This window comes from Kineosporia sp. NBRC 101677 (genome assembly GCF_030269265.1).
Taxonomy (GTDB): Bacteria; Actinomycetota; Actinomycetes; order Actinomycetales; family Kineosporiaceae; genus Kineosporia; species Kineosporia rhizophila.
The window spans coordinates 103,106-118,246 of record NZ_BSTA01000009.1 but is presented as its reverse complement, the minus strand read 5'-3'; the positions used below and the strand labels follow the sequence as shown (position 1 = coordinate 118,246).

At 71.0% G+C, this 15,141-nt stretch carries 16 protein-coding genes; 10 read left to right on the top strand and 6 right to left on the bottom strand.

Annotated features, from left to right (window positions below; all coding sequences use genetic code 11):
* The first annotated feature begins 87 nt into the window (after positions 1-87).
* Both QSK18_RS25000 and rpmG read left to right on the top strand, forming a co-directional pair.
* Positions 88-903 (top strand): isoprenyl transferase, encoded by an 816-nt coding sequence (locus QSK18_RS25000; protein ID WP_232813768.1) that lies wholly within the window; start codon positions 88-90, stop codon positions 901-903.
* A gap of 90 nt (positions 904-993) precedes the next feature.
* On the top strand, positions 994-1,161 hold the full coding sequence (gene rpmG, locus QSK18_RS24995) for a 50S ribosomal protein L33 (protein WP_232813769.1): 168 nt from the start codon (positions 994-996) through the stop codon (positions 1,159-1,161).
* Between the two features lie 87 nt (positions 1,162-1,248).
* Here rpmG and QSK18_RS24990 read toward each other — a convergent pair whose 3' ends face one another.
* Positions 1,249-1,650 (bottom strand): Fur family transcriptional regulator, encoded by a 402-nt coding sequence (locus tag QSK18_RS24990; protein ID WP_232813770.1) that lies wholly within the window; start codon positions 1,648-1,650, stop codon positions 1,249-1,251.
* A 75-nt stretch (positions 1,651-1,725) separates the two neighbouring features.
* Between QSK18_RS24990 and QSK18_RS24985 the strand changes: the two genes are divergently transcribed.
* The 5 genes from QSK18_RS24985 to QSK18_RS24965 all read left to right on the top strand — a co-directional run bounded on the left by QSK18_RS24985 (position 1,726) and on the right by QSK18_RS24965 (position 8,859).
* Positions 1,726-2,058, top strand: a complete 333-nt coding sequence (locus tag QSK18_RS24985) for an antibiotic biosynthesis monooxygenase family protein (RefSeq protein ID WP_285623944.1) — start codon at positions 1,726-1,728, stop codon at positions 2,056-2,058.
* A gap of 111 nt (positions 2,059-2,169) precedes the next feature.
* Positions 2,170-3,558 carry a glycine--tRNA ligase gene (locus QSK18_RS24980; RefSeq protein WP_232813772.1) on the top strand — a complete coding sequence of 463 codons (1,389 nt, stop codon included), beginning with the start codon at positions 2,170-2,172 and terminating at the stop codon, positions 3,556-3,558.
* 102 nt (positions 3,559-3,660) lie between these two features.
* Entirely contained in the window at positions 3,661-5,766 is a 2,106-nt protein-coding gene (locus QSK18_RS24975) for a hypothetical protein (RefSeq protein WP_285623941.1), read from the top strand.
* Between the two features lie 115 nt (positions 5,767-5,881).
* Positions 5,882-8,140 (top strand): hypothetical protein, encoded by a 2,259-nt coding sequence (locus QSK18_RS24970; protein ID WP_285623938.1) that lies wholly within the window; start codon positions 5,882-5,884, stop codon positions 8,138-8,140.
* A gap of 8 nt (positions 8,141-8,148) precedes the next feature.
* Positions 8,149-8,859 carry an HAD family hydrolase gene (locus tag QSK18_RS24965; RefSeq protein WP_285623935.1) on the top strand — a complete coding sequence of 237 codons (711 nt, stop codon included), beginning with the start codon at positions 8,149-8,151 and terminating at the stop codon, positions 8,857-8,859.
* Positions 8,860-8,871: 12 nt separating this feature from the next.
* Here the strand turns inward: QSK18_RS24965 and QSK18_RS24960 are convergent, their stop codons facing one another.
* From QSK18_RS24960 to QSK18_RS24940, 5 genes are all read right to left on the bottom strand, one after another.
* A complete protein-coding gene (locus QSK18_RS24960; protein ID WP_285623931.1) occupies positions 8,872-9,477 on the bottom strand; it encodes a hypothetical protein in 606 nt (201 codons plus the stop codon).
* A 1-nt stretch (position 9,478) separates the two neighbouring features.
* On the bottom strand, positions 9,479-10,102 hold the full coding sequence (locus QSK18_RS24955) for a hypothetical protein (protein ID WP_232813777.1): 624 nt from the start codon (positions 10,100-10,102) through the stop codon (positions 9,479-9,481).
* On the bottom strand, positions 10,099-11,532 hold the full coding sequence (locus QSK18_RS24950) for a putative T7SS-secreted protein (protein WP_232813778.1): 1,434 nt from the start codon (positions 11,530-11,532) through the stop codon (positions 10,099-10,101). The genes QSK18_RS24955 and QSK18_RS24950 overlap by 4 nt, the downstream gene beginning before the upstream one ends.
* Positions 11,529-11,825, bottom strand: coding sequence for a hypothetical protein (locus QSK18_RS24945; RefSeq protein WP_285623927.1), 297 nt, complete (start codon positions 11,823-11,825; stop codon positions 11,529-11,531). The genes QSK18_RS24950 and QSK18_RS24945 overlap by 4 nt, the downstream gene beginning before the upstream one ends.
* A gap of 101 nt (positions 11,826-11,926) precedes the next feature.
* Entirely contained in the window at positions 11,927-12,358 is a 432-nt protein-coding gene (locus QSK18_RS24940) for an SRPBCC family protein (RefSeq protein ID WP_285623925.1), read from the bottom strand.
* 83 nt (positions 12,359-12,441) lie between these two features.
* On the opposite strand from QSK18_RS24940, the gene dusB reads away from it, so the two are divergent.
* The 3 genes from dusB to QSK18_RS24925 are packed head-to-tail and all read left to right on the top strand — an operon-like array spanning position 12,442 to position 15,139.
* Positions 12,442-13,653 carry a tRNA dihydrouridine synthase DusB gene (dusB, locus tag QSK18_RS24935; RefSeq protein WP_352396640.1) on the top strand — a complete coding sequence of 404 codons (1,212 nt, stop codon included), beginning with the start codon at positions 12,442-12,444 and terminating at the stop codon, positions 13,651-13,653.
* Positions 13,646-13,852, top strand: coding sequence for a hypothetical protein (locus QSK18_RS24930; RefSeq protein WP_232813782.1), 207 nt, complete (start codon positions 13,646-13,648; stop codon positions 13,850-13,852). Before dusB ends, QSK18_RS24930 begins: the two co-directional genes overlap by 8 nt.
* Positions 13,853-13,867: 15 nt before the next feature.
* Positions 13,868-15,139, top strand: a complete 1,272-nt coding sequence (locus QSK18_RS24925) for a deoxyguanosinetriphosphate triphosphohydrolase (protein ID WP_232813783.1) — start codon at positions 13,868-13,870, stop codon at positions 15,137-15,139.
* The last annotated feature ends 2 nt before the right edge of the window (positions 15,140-15,141 follow it).

Sequence of the window (15,141 nt, the reverse complement as noted above, 5' to 3'; positions counted from 1 at the left end):
GGGTCGGGTCAGGTGGGTCGGGGGAGGGGGCTGGGCCGGACTACGATCGCTGCCGCCCCTGATCCGCCGTTCTGAAGAGGTCTTCCGTTGGCGCTTCGCCGTCGCCAGGCACTGCCGGTCCGCACCACCCCGCCGATCGCGCCCCCGCCCCACCCCTCCGGGGCCCGGCCGCCCGCGATCCCGGCCGAGCTGGTGCCCAAGCATGTCGCTGTCGTCATGGACGGTAACGGGCGCTGGGCGAACCAGCGGGGGCTGAGCCGGACCGAGGGGCACAAGATGGGGGAGGCCTCGCTGCTGGACGTGGTGGCGGGGGGGATCGAGATCGGCGTGAAGCACATCTCGGCCTACGCGTTCTCCACCGAGAACTGGAAGCGCTCGCCGGAGGAGGTGCGCTGGCTGATGGGCTTCAACCGGGACGTCATCCGGCGCCGGCGTGACGAGATGCACGAGTGGGGGGTGCGGGTGCGCTGGGCCGGGCGCCGCCCCAAGCTCTGGGCCAGCGTGATCAAGGAGCTCGAGGTCGCCGAGGAGCTGACCCGGGGCAACGACGTGATCACCCTCACCATGTGCGTCAACTACGGCGGCCGGGCCGAGATCGCCGATGCCGCGCGCACCATCGCCCAGCTCGCCGTGGAGGGCAAGATCGATCCCGACCGGATCGACGAGCGCACCATTCAGAAGTACCTCGACGAGCCCGACCTGCCTGACGTGGACATGTTCCTGCGCTCCTCCGGCGAGCAGCGCACCTCCAACTTCATGCTGTGGCAGTCCGCCTACGCCGAGATGATTTTCATGGACGTGCTCTGGCCCGACGTGGACCGGCGGACGCTCTGGGAGGCCGTGCAGATCTACGCCGAGCGGGACCGGCGTTACGGCGGCGCGGTGGACAAACCCACCGCCTGACCCAGTTCGGGACGGGCGGAATACCGAGAACGGTTCTCAGGTTCTTCTGCATGCGACCGGAACGGCCGGGCGTGTGAAGGAGTGATCGAGATGGCGAGCCGCACCGAACTGCGACCGATCGTGAAGCTGCGTTCGACGGCGGGCACCGGGTACACCTACGTGACCCGTAAGAGCCGCCGCAACGACCCCGACCGGCTGGTGCTGCGCAAGTTCGACCCGGTGGTCCGGCAGCACGTGGACTTCCGCGAAGAGCGCTGATCCCGGCGGCTCCGCGTCGGAGCCGACCACAACCAAAACCAGAGGACGCCCCACACGACTCGTGTGGGGCGTCCTCAGTTTGGTCTGTCAGGCCCGGGCTGCGGCCTGGCATTCGGCGCAGATGCCGGTGATCTCGACGACGTGGTCGACGTCGGCGAAGCCGTTGGCGGCGGCCACCTTCTGCGCCCACTTCTCGATCGAGGGGCTCTCCACCTCGACCGTGCGCCGGCACGAACGGCACAGCAGGTGGTGGTGGTGCCCGCGGCTGCACCGGCGGTACATCGACTCGTTGTCGGTGCTCTTCAGCACGTCGACCTCGCCGTCCTCGGCGAGTTGCTGCAGGGTGCGGTAGACGGTGGCCAGCCCGACGCCGTCGCCGCCCTCACGCAGGATGGTGTGCAGCTGCTGTGCACTGACGAACTCGTTCACTTCGTCGAGCGCCGCCGAGACGGCCACCCGCTGCTTCGTCTCGCGCCGGTTCGTGCTCATGAGGTCAAGCTTTTCATGTAAGGGCACCCTCAGGGGAGTCTGGTTCGCGCAGGGCGCAGGGGTAACGTGGCGAAGGTGTTCGTAGTCACCAGATATCGCGTGCCCGCGCCGGAATCGGAAGAGTTCGCCGCCCTCGCCCGCGAGGCCCTGGCCGCGCTCGCCGAGCGGCCGGGCTGCCTGGAGGGGCGGGTGGCGCGTTCCATCGACGAACCCGACCTGTGGGTGCTCTCCACCCGCTGGGAGACGGTGGGTGCCTACCGTCGTGCGCTGTCTCACCCGGAGGTGAAGATCCGGGCCGTGCCCCTCATGTACCGGTGCATCGACGAGCCCACCGCCTTCGAGGACCTGCTCACCTGGGCGCCGGAGCAGGGGCTGGCCGAGCACGAGAGCGATCTGATCGTGGAATAGGCGCGCGTCGTCGGCGAAACCTCGTCGAAGGCTGTCGGTGGGGGCAGATACGCTACGTGAAGTCAGAAATCAAGAGTCCGCCGACAACCAGCCGGATGGAGTGAGCCGAACGTGGCCGCCAAGCAGGAATCCCGCCTCGATGCAGTCGTCAATCTCAGCAAGCGCCGGGGGTTCGTCTTCCCCAGCGGTGAGATCTACGGCGGTACCCGCTCGGCCTGGGACTACGGCCCGCTCGGCGTCGAGCTGAAGGAGAACATCAAGCGCCAGTGGTGGCGCTACATGGTCACCAGCCGCGACGACATCGTCGGTCTGGACTCCTCGGTCGTCCTGCCCCGCCAGGTGTGGGAGGCCTCCGGTCACGTCGACGTGTTCACCGACCCGCTGATCGAGTGCCAGTCGTGCCACCGTCGCTACCGGGCCGACCACCTCGAGGAGGAGTTCGAGGAGAAGAAGGGCCGCCCGGCCACCTCGATGGACGAGATCGCCTGCGCGAACTGCGGCACCCGCGGCGCGTGGACCGAGCCCAAGCAGTTCAGCGGCCTGATGAAGACCTACCTCGGTGTGGTCGAGGACGAGTCCGGCCTGGCCTACCTGCGCCCGGAGACGGCGCAGGGCATCTTCGTCAACTTCAAGAACGTCTACCAGGCCGCCCGCCGCAAGCCGCCGTTCGGCATCGGCCAGATCGGCAAGTCGTTCCGCAACGAGATCACCCCGGGCAACTTCATCTTCCGCACCCGCGAGTTCGAGCAGATGGAGATGGAGTTCTTCGTCGAGCCCGGCAGCGACGAGGAATGGCACCAGTACTGGATCGACCACCGGATGGCCTGGTACACCGACCTCGGCCTGAGCCCGGACAACCTGCGCCTGTACGAGCACGCCAAGGAGAAGCTCTCGCACTACTCCAAGCGCACGGTCGACATCGAGTACCGCTTCGGCTTCACCGGTTCGGAGTGGGGTGAGCTGGAGGGCATCGCCAACCGCACCGACTTCGACCTGAAGATCCACAGCGAGAAGTCCGGCGTCGACCTGAGCTTCTTCGACCAGGCCAGCAACACCCGCTACCTGCCCTACGTGATCGAGCCGGCGGCCGGTCTGACCCGCTCGCTGATGGCGTTCCTGGTCGAGGCCTACGCCGAGGACGAGGCGCCCAACACCAAGGGCGGTGTGGACAAGCGCACGGTGCTGAAGCTCGACCACCGGCTGGCCCCGGTCAAGGCCGCGGTGCTGCCGCTGTCGCGCAACGCCGACCTCTCGCCCAAGGCCCGCGACCTGGCCGCCGAGCTGCGCCGCTCGTGGAACGTCGACTTCGACGACGCGCAGGCCATCGGCCGTCGGTACCGCCGCCAGGACGAGATCGGTACGCCGTACTGCATCACCGTCGACTTCGACACCCTCGAGGACGAGGCGGTCACGATCCGCTCCCGCGACACGATGGAGCAGGAGCGCGTGCCGCTGAACGGGGTCACCGCCTGGCTGGGCGCCCGCCTCCCGGGCTGCTGAGACTGCGCTCCGCTGACCGGCCGTCGCGCAAAGTGCCTGCGCGGCGGCCGGTCCGGTTCGCCTCCGGTCGGAGTCGAACACCTGTTCCGGTACATTTCGCCAGTGCTCAACCTGGATGCCGTCGACTGGTCGGGGCTGACCCATGCCCACGGCGAGGCCGATGACGTGCCGCTGCTGCTCACGCGGTTGCGCGAGGGGGAGTGGGACGACTGGAACGATGCGGTGGACGAGCTCTACGTCGCCCTGATGCACGACCGGGTGGCGCACCCGGCGACCCTGGCCGCGCTGCCGTTCCTGGTGCAGGTGGCGCTGGACCGGGAGTCGGAGGGACGGCTCGGGGCGCTGCAGCTGATCGACCACTACACCGGATTCGCCGCCGACTGCGGGCCTCAGGCCGTCGCCGCGCTGGAACGGGCCACTCGCGACCTGGCCGAACTGGTGCACGATCCCGAGCCCGAGGTGCGCCGGGCGGTCTACGGCTCGGCCCCCGACTGGCCGGACCCGGTGTCGCTGCTGCGGGCCCGGCTCGACGCCGAGGCCGATGCAGAGCTGCTGGTCGACCTGGTCACCGCGCTGGCCCGGCGGGGCGTGCTCACCGCGGCCGACCTGGACACCTTCGCGGCCCGCGGGCAGGACGAGGTGGTCTTCAGCGGGGCCTGGGCGATGATGCTGGCCGGTTCGCAGTCGCCGGAGGCGATCGAGTACCTGGCCCGGTTGTGGAGCGCGCAGGCCAGGGTGAACTACGGCGCCGGTGACGGCTATCCGCTCTGCGACCTGGTCGAGAAGGTCTCCGGGCGGGCGCTTGCGCTGCTGGACCGCCTCGGCGAGACGCAGGCCGTCTCCCTGGCCGAACTGGCCTGGGCCTGGCACGACGCAGCGGTGCTCGCCCGCTCGGCGTACGCGCCGGCCTCGCGGGCTCTGCTCGGCCTGATCGCCCGGGCCGGGCAGGAGGATGCGGCGGATCTGCTGGCCGCGATGCTGCCGCTGCTGCCGGAAACCCAAGACCGGCAGGAAGCCGCCGATGCGGTGTACGGCCTGCTGGAACGCTGTGCCGACCCGGCGTCCGACCTGCTGGCTGCTTTCGCCACGGCCCTTTTCGCTCTTCGGGACACCCGCTGGTCCGGCCCTGCCCTGGCTGCGACGCGGGGCGAGCCGCCGTGGATCGCAGTCGGCGCGCAGTCGGTCGAGTTCGCTTCCGCCCTGGAGTCTTTCAAACAGAGGACGGGTGTGGGCCCGTGGGCCCACAGCGGTCTGCTCGAGTTGGTGAAAGTTGCGATCACTGCCTGGCCGGGCACCGCTGATGCCTGGACCGCACTGCTCGAGTCTCTGCCGCCGTCCTCTGATCTGGTCGAGGTGCTGTTGAGCGGCGGGGTGCCGTCGAAGGCGGCGCTGCGGCTGCTGGCCCGTACGGCGGCCGAGCGGCCGGGGGTCTTCGACGTGGCGACCTATCAGGTGGTGCAGGAACTTCCGGTCTCGGCCGGTGATTCCGGGGCCTGGTTGCTGGTGCTTCAGGCCCTGCTCGGTTCCGGCGACGCAGCGGCGTTCGCCCGGGCCTGGCGGATGAGCGAGTCCGGGGCGGGGGAGGACGAGCTGCTGCGGATCTGGGCCACCCACCCGTCGGCCGAGCTCGAGCAGGTCTGCCTCGACCTGGCCACCCGCACCACCTGGGGCACCCACCGCAGCCGCGCGGTCCAGGTGGCGGCCCTGCAGATCCTCTTCGCCCCGGTGCTTTCCGGCCGCGACGCCGACCCGGATCCTGTGCAAACCCTGTGGAAGGTGCTGCTTTCGCTGACGCCGCAGCTGGGCGTGTGCTTCGGGGCGGCGGTCGAGCTGGGCAACCGGCTGGTCACCGTCCGGCCGCAGTGGAGGGCCGAATGGGTGGCGCGGCTGAATGATCTCGTGGGGCAGGAGCGTCCGGCCGGGGCGGTCGCGATCGAGGCACTGCAGGCGCTCGGTGCGGCTGATCCGCAGACCGCGGTGGTCGAGGTGCTGGCCGATCTGCAGGCCCTGGCGGGGACCCGGAAGGGGATTCACACGGTGCCGGCCGCGGCCCGGGTGATCCACCGGGCTCTGGCCGAGAGTCCCGAACTGCGGCCCCGGGTGGCCGGATCGCTGACCGCCCTGATCGACTGCGACGAGCGGGTCCTGGCACCGGGAGACATAACTCTGGACTCGTATCTTGTCCGGACACTTGAGAAAGCGCTCTGAAAAACCACAGCTCAATGTGCCCACCTGACCCCGGAACGTCACAGTAGTCAGACCGATACCAGCTTGGTACGCGTGGTGCATCAAGCCTTGACTGTCGCCTCGCTACTCTGCGGTCATGATCGATTCGCTCGACGAGATCGACTGGTCCCGCCTCGAACACGCTTACGGCAACGCCGGTGACACCCCTGGTCTGGTCCGGCAACTGAGGAAGGACGACTGGTCGGAGGCCGTCGAGGAACTGCTCGGGTCGATCCTCTACCAGGGCGGGGTGTACCCGGCCACGCTGGCGGCGCTTCCGTTCCTGGTCGAGGTGGCTCTGGACGATCAGGCTCCCGGGCGGCTGGGGGCCCTGCAGCTGCTGTACTTCTACGGGCAGTCGGTGGCTGCCGGGGCCGGTCAGGAAGATCCGTCGTTCCAGGCCGAAGCACGCGCAGGGCTTGATCGTTCGGCCCGGTCGCTGGCACCGCTGGCCGAGGATCCTGATCCGGACGTCCGGGCCGGGGTGTACGAGTGCGCCTGCTACTGGCCGGACGCCGGAGCCGATCAGTCGGTCGGGCGAATGTTACGGGCGCGTTTCGCGGCGGAGACGGATCTCAGGGCGCGGGTGGCCCTGATGGAGCCGATGGCCCGGCATCGGGTGCTCGGGCCGGCCGATCTGACCACGCTGACCGAAACCGGGCAGGACGACGTACTGTTCGCCGCGGTCTGGTGCGCGCTCGCCGTGGATCTTGAAATGCCTTCGGTGCTGGAGCATCTCGTGCGGTTGTGGCCCTCGCACGCAGCCCACTATCCCGGTCTCGGGGCGTCCAACTCGCTGGCTCTGCTGGTGCAGCGGGCCGGTCCCCGGGCCCTGCCGCTGCTCGAGGTGCTGGCCGAACGACTCGAGACGGAAACCGGAGCGCAGATGGGTGTGGGAGTGGGGGATCTCGCCTACGCCTGGTGCGACGTGGCCCAGATCTCGCGTTCAGCAACCCCTTCCGCGGTGCAGGCGCTGATCGACCTCGCCCAGCGGGAAGAATCGCCCGACGTACAGGCGGCCCAGCAGATCGTGGCGGCCTTCGCGGCGGTGCTGCCGGCCGCCGAGGAGCAGAAAAGCTCGATTACGGACGTCCTCGCTCACCTTCTCGACAACGTGAGCACCAACGAACCCAAGGACGTTCGTGCTCATCTGGCGCTACAAGCGTCCATTGTTTCGCTGTTGTTCGTACTGGAAGACCCCCGCTGGGCCGCGCCCGCCCGGGAGGCGGTCGCCACCGGCGAGCACCTGATGGTCAGCACCGGCCTCAACGGCAGCACGAGCCTGCCCGTGCTGCTCGCCCGGGTGTCCGCGTCGCGCCCGGTGGCCTGGGCGAGGGCCGATCTGACGGAGGTGGCCCGGACCGCCCTGGCCGCCCGGCCGACCGCCGACGGATCGTGGGCCGAGGTGCTCAGCCAGCTCCCGCCGTCCGAAGCCGTGGTCGACGTGCTTCTGCAGGCACTCGCCGCGACCCCGCAGCCCTCGCCCGAGCCGGTGGTGCTGAAGGCGCTGACCCAGCTGGCGGTGGTCGACCCGCAGGTCTTCACCGAGGCCGCCCGCGCCCGGATCCGCGAACTGCCTCCGGCCGAGAACGAGGCCGGCGCCTGGCTTCTCACGCTGCAGACCTGGCTCGACCCGGCCAGCTCCGACCCGGGCGAAACCTTCGACCGGGTCTGGCAACTGGCCGGGCGCCGGTTCGGGGCCGACGAGTTGTTGCGAGCCTGGTCGCACTTCCCCTCCCCGGCCCTGCTGCGGGCCGCCCAGGAGGAGTTCACCGGGTGGGCCCGGGACTCGCTGCCGGACCGGCATCTTCAGCTGGTCGCGGCCTCGGTCATGCTCGGCACCGGTGACCCGGCGCGGATCCGGGCCGCCTGGCCGACGGTGCAGGCGGTGATCGACCGGGCCGGTGAGCCGCTGGCCGAGGCGGCCTCGATCGCCGGGCGCATGGTGCACCTGGTTCCCGAGCTCGGCCCGGAATGGCTGGACCAGCTGTGGGACATCGCCGACCACGGGCGCCAGACCTGGTCGGAACCGGATCACGTGGCCACCGCGGTGGCCCTGGCGCACCTGCTCGAGGAGAACGAGATGACGGCCGAGGAGGCCGTGGAGCGAGCCCTGGCGGTGGAGGCGGAGGCGGCCCGCAGCGGCCGGGTGGTGCGGGTGACCCCGGTGGTGGCCGGGCTGCTCGACCGGGCCTTGGTGCTGCGCCCGGACCTGCACCCGCGGGTGGCCGAAGCGCTGGAGCCGCTGATCTGCGGTGACGAGCGGATCCCGAGCGCGGCCGACGAGATCGCGACCGACGCGTACCTGGTGCGGATCCTCGCCGACGTGGCCTTCCGGGGGCGCACCGATGGATGATGCGCGGTATGACGCGTAGCGGAGAGTTCGACGCCATCCTCTTCGACGCCGGGGGAGTGCTGGTCACTCCGAGCCCGGAAGGACTGGCCCCGGTGGTGGCCCGGTTCGGCGGCTCGAGCGAGCGGGAGGTGCACCAGAAGGCGCACTTCGCCGGGGCGCACGCGATGGACCACGCCCGCGCCGACGGCGACAAGTCCGACTGGGAGGCCTACGCCCGGGCCTATCTGCGCACCACCGGGGTGGCCGAGGAACGGCACGAGGAAGCCCTGGAGGCGTTCTTCGAGGGCTTCAACCAGACCATGTGGCGCGAGCCGGTGCCCGACGCGGCCCGGACGCTGCTCTCCCTGGAGGAGCGGGGCGTGCCGATCGGGATCGTGTCCAACGCCGAGGGGCAGGTCGAGGGCGACCTGGCCATGCTCGGGATCTGCGGGGTGGACACCCCGGGCGCGGCCCGGGTGGTGTGCGTGGTCGACTCGCACGTGGTCGGCGTCTCCAAACCCGACCCCGCGATCTTCCTGCACGCTCTCGACGCTCTGGGGCTACCGGCGTCCCCACGTATTGCCTATGTGGGTGACACGGTGTTCTACGACGTGCGCGCCGCCACCGCGGCCGGGCTGACCCCGCTGCTGCACGACCCGTTCGGGTACCACCTGGACGACCCGCACCCGAGCGGGCCGCACCGGGTTTTGAGCAGCCTCAGTGAGCTGCTGGACCTCTGACTCCCGGGCGGTCTAGGCCTCGAGGACCGGATCGTCGACGACCACGTCGAGACCGGAGGCCAGGGCGACCAGCTCCGGGCGCCACTGCCCGGCCGCGGTCAGGTCCAGGTAGCTGGTCGAGAGGTAGATCGCCAGGACTCCCTCTTCGGTGGCGATGCGCCACAGGAAGAGCTCGTGCTCCTGGACCATCTCGTACTCGGGGCTGACCGGGACCCGGTAGCGCTGCACCAGGTGGGTGGCCGGGCCGGCGGCGGTCGGGACGGTCTCCTCCTCGGCGGGCCGCTCCAGCATGGGCTCCGGCAGCCGCACGTCCTCCAGCAGGCTCTGCGGCGTGGCCGACGGCGGGACCGGTTCGACCCGGATGCTGACGCTGCACACCGACGGTTCGGTGGCCTCCGGGATCAGGAAGAGGAGCATGACCGGCGGAGCCTCTTCGGCGGCCGCGGCCCTGAGGGCGGGGACCAGGACCTCGGCGAGCAGTCCGGCCCGTTCGTCGGACAGGTCGGCCTGTTCGGCCCCGGCTCGCTCGCGCACGGTCGCCCGGGCCCACTGCACCGGATCGGCGGTGAGGTCGGCCGGGACCCAGGCAGGCCTGGCGTCCATCCGGATGTGCGGCATCTCAGGCCTCCTGCCAGCGCAGCGACCCGGCGATCGCCTCGAAGAGAATCATCATGGAGTCGGCGATCGGCTCGACCGGGGTGCGGAAGCTGAGCAGGAGCAGCTGCGACCGGTCGGGGAACGGCGCGTACACGTCCAGGCCGGTGAACTTCAGCCGGGGCGGCTCGAGTTCGGGCAGGGCCGCCTGGAAGACCTTGGCCTCCGAGCGACGGACCGCGGCGGTCGGTTCGCCGTCGACCAGGATCACCGCGGCCTCGCTGGACCCGCCGGCCAGGCTCTGGGCCAGGATCTCGGGCGAGACGTCGGCCGGCAGCGGCTCGGGATGCACCGAGACCACACAACTGGCGGCCAGCGGCAGGCCGCGCCGCACCTCCGACAGCAGGTAGAGCTCACGCCCCCCGTTCCGGAAGGCCTTCTCGGCCATGCCCAGGAGGTCCTTCTCCAGCGATCGCCGGACCTCGCCGGCCTGGTCGCGGGACACGGTCGCGAACGCCCGGGCGACCAGCGCCTGGACCTGTTCGCGACGGTCGGTCCGGAGCCTGACCCGGGACCAGGCGCTGGGCAGGAGCAAGGACCAGGCGGGAGTGACGCCGGCGGGGTCTCCCGCGGTCTCGGTCGGGTTCACTGGTTGACGTACCGCCCGAATCCCTGAGTCAGCTTGTCGTCCAGGCCGATCTTGTCGGTGACCTTGGACTTGTCCACGACGTCCCCGTAGAGGCCGACGAGGTCGACGATCCCGCCGAGGTTGGCCTTCGTGGTGGCGGTCTTCAGGGCGGCGTTGACCTCGTCGGTGCGGCCGGCCAGATCGGCCAGGGCGCGGTGCCCGGCGGTGTCGACCACGACCTCCGCGTCCAGGCCCAGGACCTTCTGCCGGATCGGGCTCTGGGCCTTGGTCGCCCAGTTGACGAACGTCTCCACCTTGGTGCCGGTGAGCTTGTCGGACACCCATTGGGAGGCCTTGCCGTACTGGTTGGCCGCGGAGTTGACGGCCTGCGTGGAGCGGGTCTCGGCGATGCGGGAAGCGGCGTTCTGCGCGACCGTGCGGGCTTCGGTGGTGAGTCCGCGGCCGGCGTTCTGGGCGTTGGCGAAGCCGCGGCTGAGACTGGAGAACCGGGAGGCGGTGGCGGAGGTGAGCGCCGTGTTCTTGGCCGCCCCCCGCAGGGCGGTCTGGGCGACCCGGACCCCGCCGGTGAGGGCGCGCCCGACCCCGAAGGTGGCCAGGCCGACGACGTCGAGGCCGACCGCCACCCAGGAACCGTCGCCGGACATCGCCGTCATCAGGTGCAGCCCCAGGCTGATCACGGTGAGGCCCGCCCCGACCGCGAAGAAGGCCGGGGCCAGGGCATTGACCACCGGGATGCAGGCCAGCACCGTGCCGATGACGGCCAGCACGCTGGAGATCTTCCCCAGGACGTCGGCGATGCCGTCGATCTGCTCGGCGTGCTCGTGGACCCAGTCCATGAAGGAGTTCCAGTTACGGCCGGCCCAGTTGGAGACCTCGTCCCACCAGCTGTCCTCGAGGCCGTCGTTGTCGATGGCCTCCCGTACCCGGTCGGCGGCCCGGCGCCCGGCATCTTCCCGCTGGTCACGGGCCCGGTTCAGCCGGTTCCGGGGCCCGATCAGAGCCTCGGCCAGGTCGGCGCCGGGCGCGCCCGGCGCCGGGGCGGGGGTGGACGGCCCGGTGCCCGCCGCCCGGGCGGCGGCGTCCGCCTTGACCTGCTGCTCGGCCTGCTTGGCCTCCTGCAGCGCCGCATCGGCCTCCGCCTGCGCGTGGGCCAGCTCACCGGCGTAGGTGTCCAGGGCCTCGCCGACGGTCTGGTAGCGACCCTTGACCTTGGTCAGCTGACCGGCGATCTCGACGGCGGTCGCGGAGAACGCACGCTGCGCCCCGCAGTCCCAGCCCTCGGCGTGCGCCACCCGGTTCAGGACGGCCGCCTGCTCCTCGAGCTCGGCGGCGAAATCGCGGTACCGCCGGGCACTGGCCCGCAGCTGCGCCTCGTCGCCCGGGATCGGGTCGGAGTCGGCCAGCGGGGCCCAGTCGAGCGGCCGGCTCACTTGCCCTGCCCCTCGGGCGTGCAGGCCTCGGCCAGCGCAGTGTCCAGGTCGCGGTAGGCGGTGACGGCGCCGGACACGAAGGTGTGAGCCCCCTCGACCGCCTTGGTCAGCCGCTCGCGGCGGATGCGCCAGTTGTCGGCGAAGTCGCCCAGCGCCCCCGCCAGGTCGGCCTGCCCCACCAGAGCACCGTCGCTGTCCGCCCCGGACCGGGCCTGGGCCAGCGTGCTGGCGACCTGCCCCAGCCGCAGCGCCGTCTGCTCCAGCGAAGCCAGATCTGCCTTTACGTAGCTCATGCCCCACCCCTAGGTGCCCGCCGCCAGAAGAAGCGGAGTTTACAGCGCTAATGGGGACACTTACCCGAACGAGGTGAGGACATGAGCGGGGTACGCACGACCTAGTTCTGCAGGTCCGGCTTCTGCGTAACCAGGCGCTCGACGTTGCGCAGCGTCTCGTCGATGCCGGCGTTGATCACGTCCGGCGCATCGTGCTCGGTGTGCAGCGTGACGGCCAGCCGGGCGCCGTCACCCTCGGGGGTGACCTGCAGACGTCCGCCGTAGTCGTGGTCGTTCAGCGCGGGCGTACCCCAGCGGATGGCCCGCTGGTCGGCGTCGACCTCGAAGGAGGCGTTGGACTCGACCTTCTCCGGCTTCCCGCTCTCGGTGGCCTCGGGCGGCTCCACTGCGGTGACGTGGATCTCCCCGCCGGTGGCCCCGTGCGCCTCGGAGAGTCCGGAGAAGTACTTGGGCAGGTTCTCCACCCGGGACAGGTAGTCGAACAGCTCGTCCGGGGCCGCGGCGATGGTCAGCGAGCGCTGGTACTCGGGCATTTCGGTGCCTCCTGTCGGAAGGGTTCCGGCCCAGCCTTCCCTCTCGGGGCGGGCGCGCATCCCGAGCCGAACCTTGGGGGAGAATGGTCCCCGTGACAGCACTGCAGGTCGGACCGCACCGGATCGCCACCCCCGTCGTCCTGGCCCCGATGGCCGGGATCACCAACACGGCCTTCCGGCGGCTGTGCCGTGAGCAGATGGCGGCCGAGGGCGGGCAGGGCCTGTTCGTCAGCGAGATGGTCACCTCCCGGGCGCTGATCGAGCGCAACGACGAGTCGATGCGGCTGATCAAGCACGACCCGGACGAGAACCCGCGCAGCGTGCAGCTGTACGGCGTCGACCCGGCCACCGTCGGCGCCTGCGTGTCGATGCTGCTGGGCGAGGGCCGGGCCGACCACATCGACCTGAACTTCGGGTGCCCGGTGCAGAAGGTCACCCGCAAGGGCGGGGGAGCGGCGCTGCCCTGGAAGGCCGGTCTGTTCGCGGCGATCGTGGGGGCCGCGGTGAAGGCCGCCACCCCCTACGGCGTGCCGGTCACGGTCAAGATGCGCAAGGGCATCGACGCCGACCACCTCTCCTACCTCGACGCCGGGCGGATCGCCGAGGCCGAGGGGGTGGCCACGGTTGCGCTGCATGGGCGAACCGCGGCCGAGTACTACTCCGGCACCGCCGACTGGTCGGCCATCGCCCGGCTGAAGGAGACGGTCACCAGCATCCCGGTGCTGGGCAACGGCGACATCTGGTCGGCCGACGACGCGGTGCGGATGATGGCCCAGACCGGCGCCGACGGCGTGGTGGTGGGCCGCGGCTGCCTGGGCCGGCCCTGGCTGTTCGCCGACCTGGCGGCCGCGATGGACGGGCGCACCGAGCGCCGCCGGCCCGGCCTCGACTACGTGCTGACCACCATGCGCCGGCACATCCAGCTGCTCATCGAGCACTACGACGGCTACGACAAACCGTTCAAGCACACCGGCCGGGACGCCGAGAGCAACGCCGAGAACCGCGCCTGCCGCGACTTCCGCAAGCACATCGCCTGGTACTTCAAGGGGTACGTGGTGGGCAAGGAGACCCGCGCCGGGCTGGCCATGATCAGCTCGCTGGCCGAGTTCGACGACCTGGCCGGCCGGCTCGACGGCAGCCAGCCCTACCCGGGCGAGGGTGCCGAGGGCCCGCGCGGGCGGGCCGGTTCGCCGCGGTCGGTCTCGCTGCCGGCCGGCTGGCTGGACAGCCGGGAGATCGACGGCGAGCTGGCCGGGATCCTGCGTGAGGCCGAACTGTCGGTCAGCGGTGGCTGAGCCGGTGCCCCCGGTGCGGGGCGGTCTGCGTCCGGTGGTCCTGCTCTGGCTGGCCGCGGTGGTCGTGGCGATCGCCTTCTACCTGCTGCCCGAGGGAGCGCCGACCCTGCTCGAGGTGCTGCTGCAGTTGGTCGGCGTGATGCTGTTCGGCGGCGGTCTGGGCGTACTGGTCCGGCGCGGCCGGTCCGAACAGCCGTAAGTGCAGGAGGAGAAATTGAGCCGGTTCTACCGCGGGCCGGAGGCCGGGTACCGCGAGGAGGACCAGCAGCGCTGGTTCCCCGAGCCCCCGAAGGACCCGCGCCGGGGCGAGTTCTCCCGCGACCGCGCCCGGGTGGTGCACTCCTCGGCGCTGCGCCGGCTCTCGGCCAAGACCCAGGTGGTCGGCCCGGGCTCGGACGAGTTCGTGCGCAACCGGCTGACCCACAGCCTGGAGGTGGCCCAGGTCGGCCGGGAACTGGGGGCGGCCCTGGGCTGCGACCCGGACATCGTCGACGCGGCCTGCCTGGCGCACGACCTCGGGCACCCGCCGTTCGGCCACAACGGTGAGACCGCGCTGGACGAGATCTGCGCCCCGATCGGCGGTTTCGAGGGCAACGCGCAGACCCTGAGGCTGCTCACCCGGCTGGAGCCGAAGGTGACCGGGCCCGACCGCGGGCACGGGCTGAACCTGACCCGCGCCACCCTCGACGCGGCGACGAAGTACCCCTGGCGCCGCTCCCCGCAGACGCCCAAGTTCGGCGTCTACGAAGACGATCTGGCCGTGTTCGAGTGGCTGCGGGCCGGGGCGCCGGACGGGCGCCGCTGCATCGAGGCCCAGGTGATGGACCTGGCCGACGACGTGGCCTACAGCGTGCACGACGTGGAAGACGCGATCGTGTCGGCCCGTTTCGACCCCCGGCTGCTGTCCGACCCCGACGAGACCGCGCGGATCGTGACCCAGGTGCGCGCCTGGTACCTGCCGGACGTGTCGGAGAACGAGATCGCCGAAGGGCTGCTGCGCCTGCGGCAGGGGCCGGCCTGGGTCACCTCGTTCGTCGGCGACTACGCCTCGCTGGCCGCCCTGAAGAACATGACCTCGCAGCTGATCGGCGACTTCATCCGCTCGGTGGAGGCCGCCACCCGCTCTGCTCTGAACGGCGACCCGGCCCCCGAGGAACCCCTGACCCGGTACGGCGCCGACCTGGTGGTGCCCCGCGAGACGGCCGTGGAGATCGGCGTGCTGAAGGGCCTGGCCGCGGTCTACGTGATGACGGTGGAGGACCGGCAGCCGCTCTACACCCGCCAGCGCGAACTGCTGATGGAACTGGTGCAGGCCCTGGAGGACCGGGCGCCCAAGGTTCTCGACGTGCCCTTCGCCGCGGCCTGGGAGGCGGCGAAGGACGACGCCGGGCGTCTGCGGGCGGTCATCGACCAGGCCGCCAGCCTGACCGACACCCGCGCGGTGAGCTGGCACCACGAACTGGTGAGCCCACTTCACGCCCGGTGATT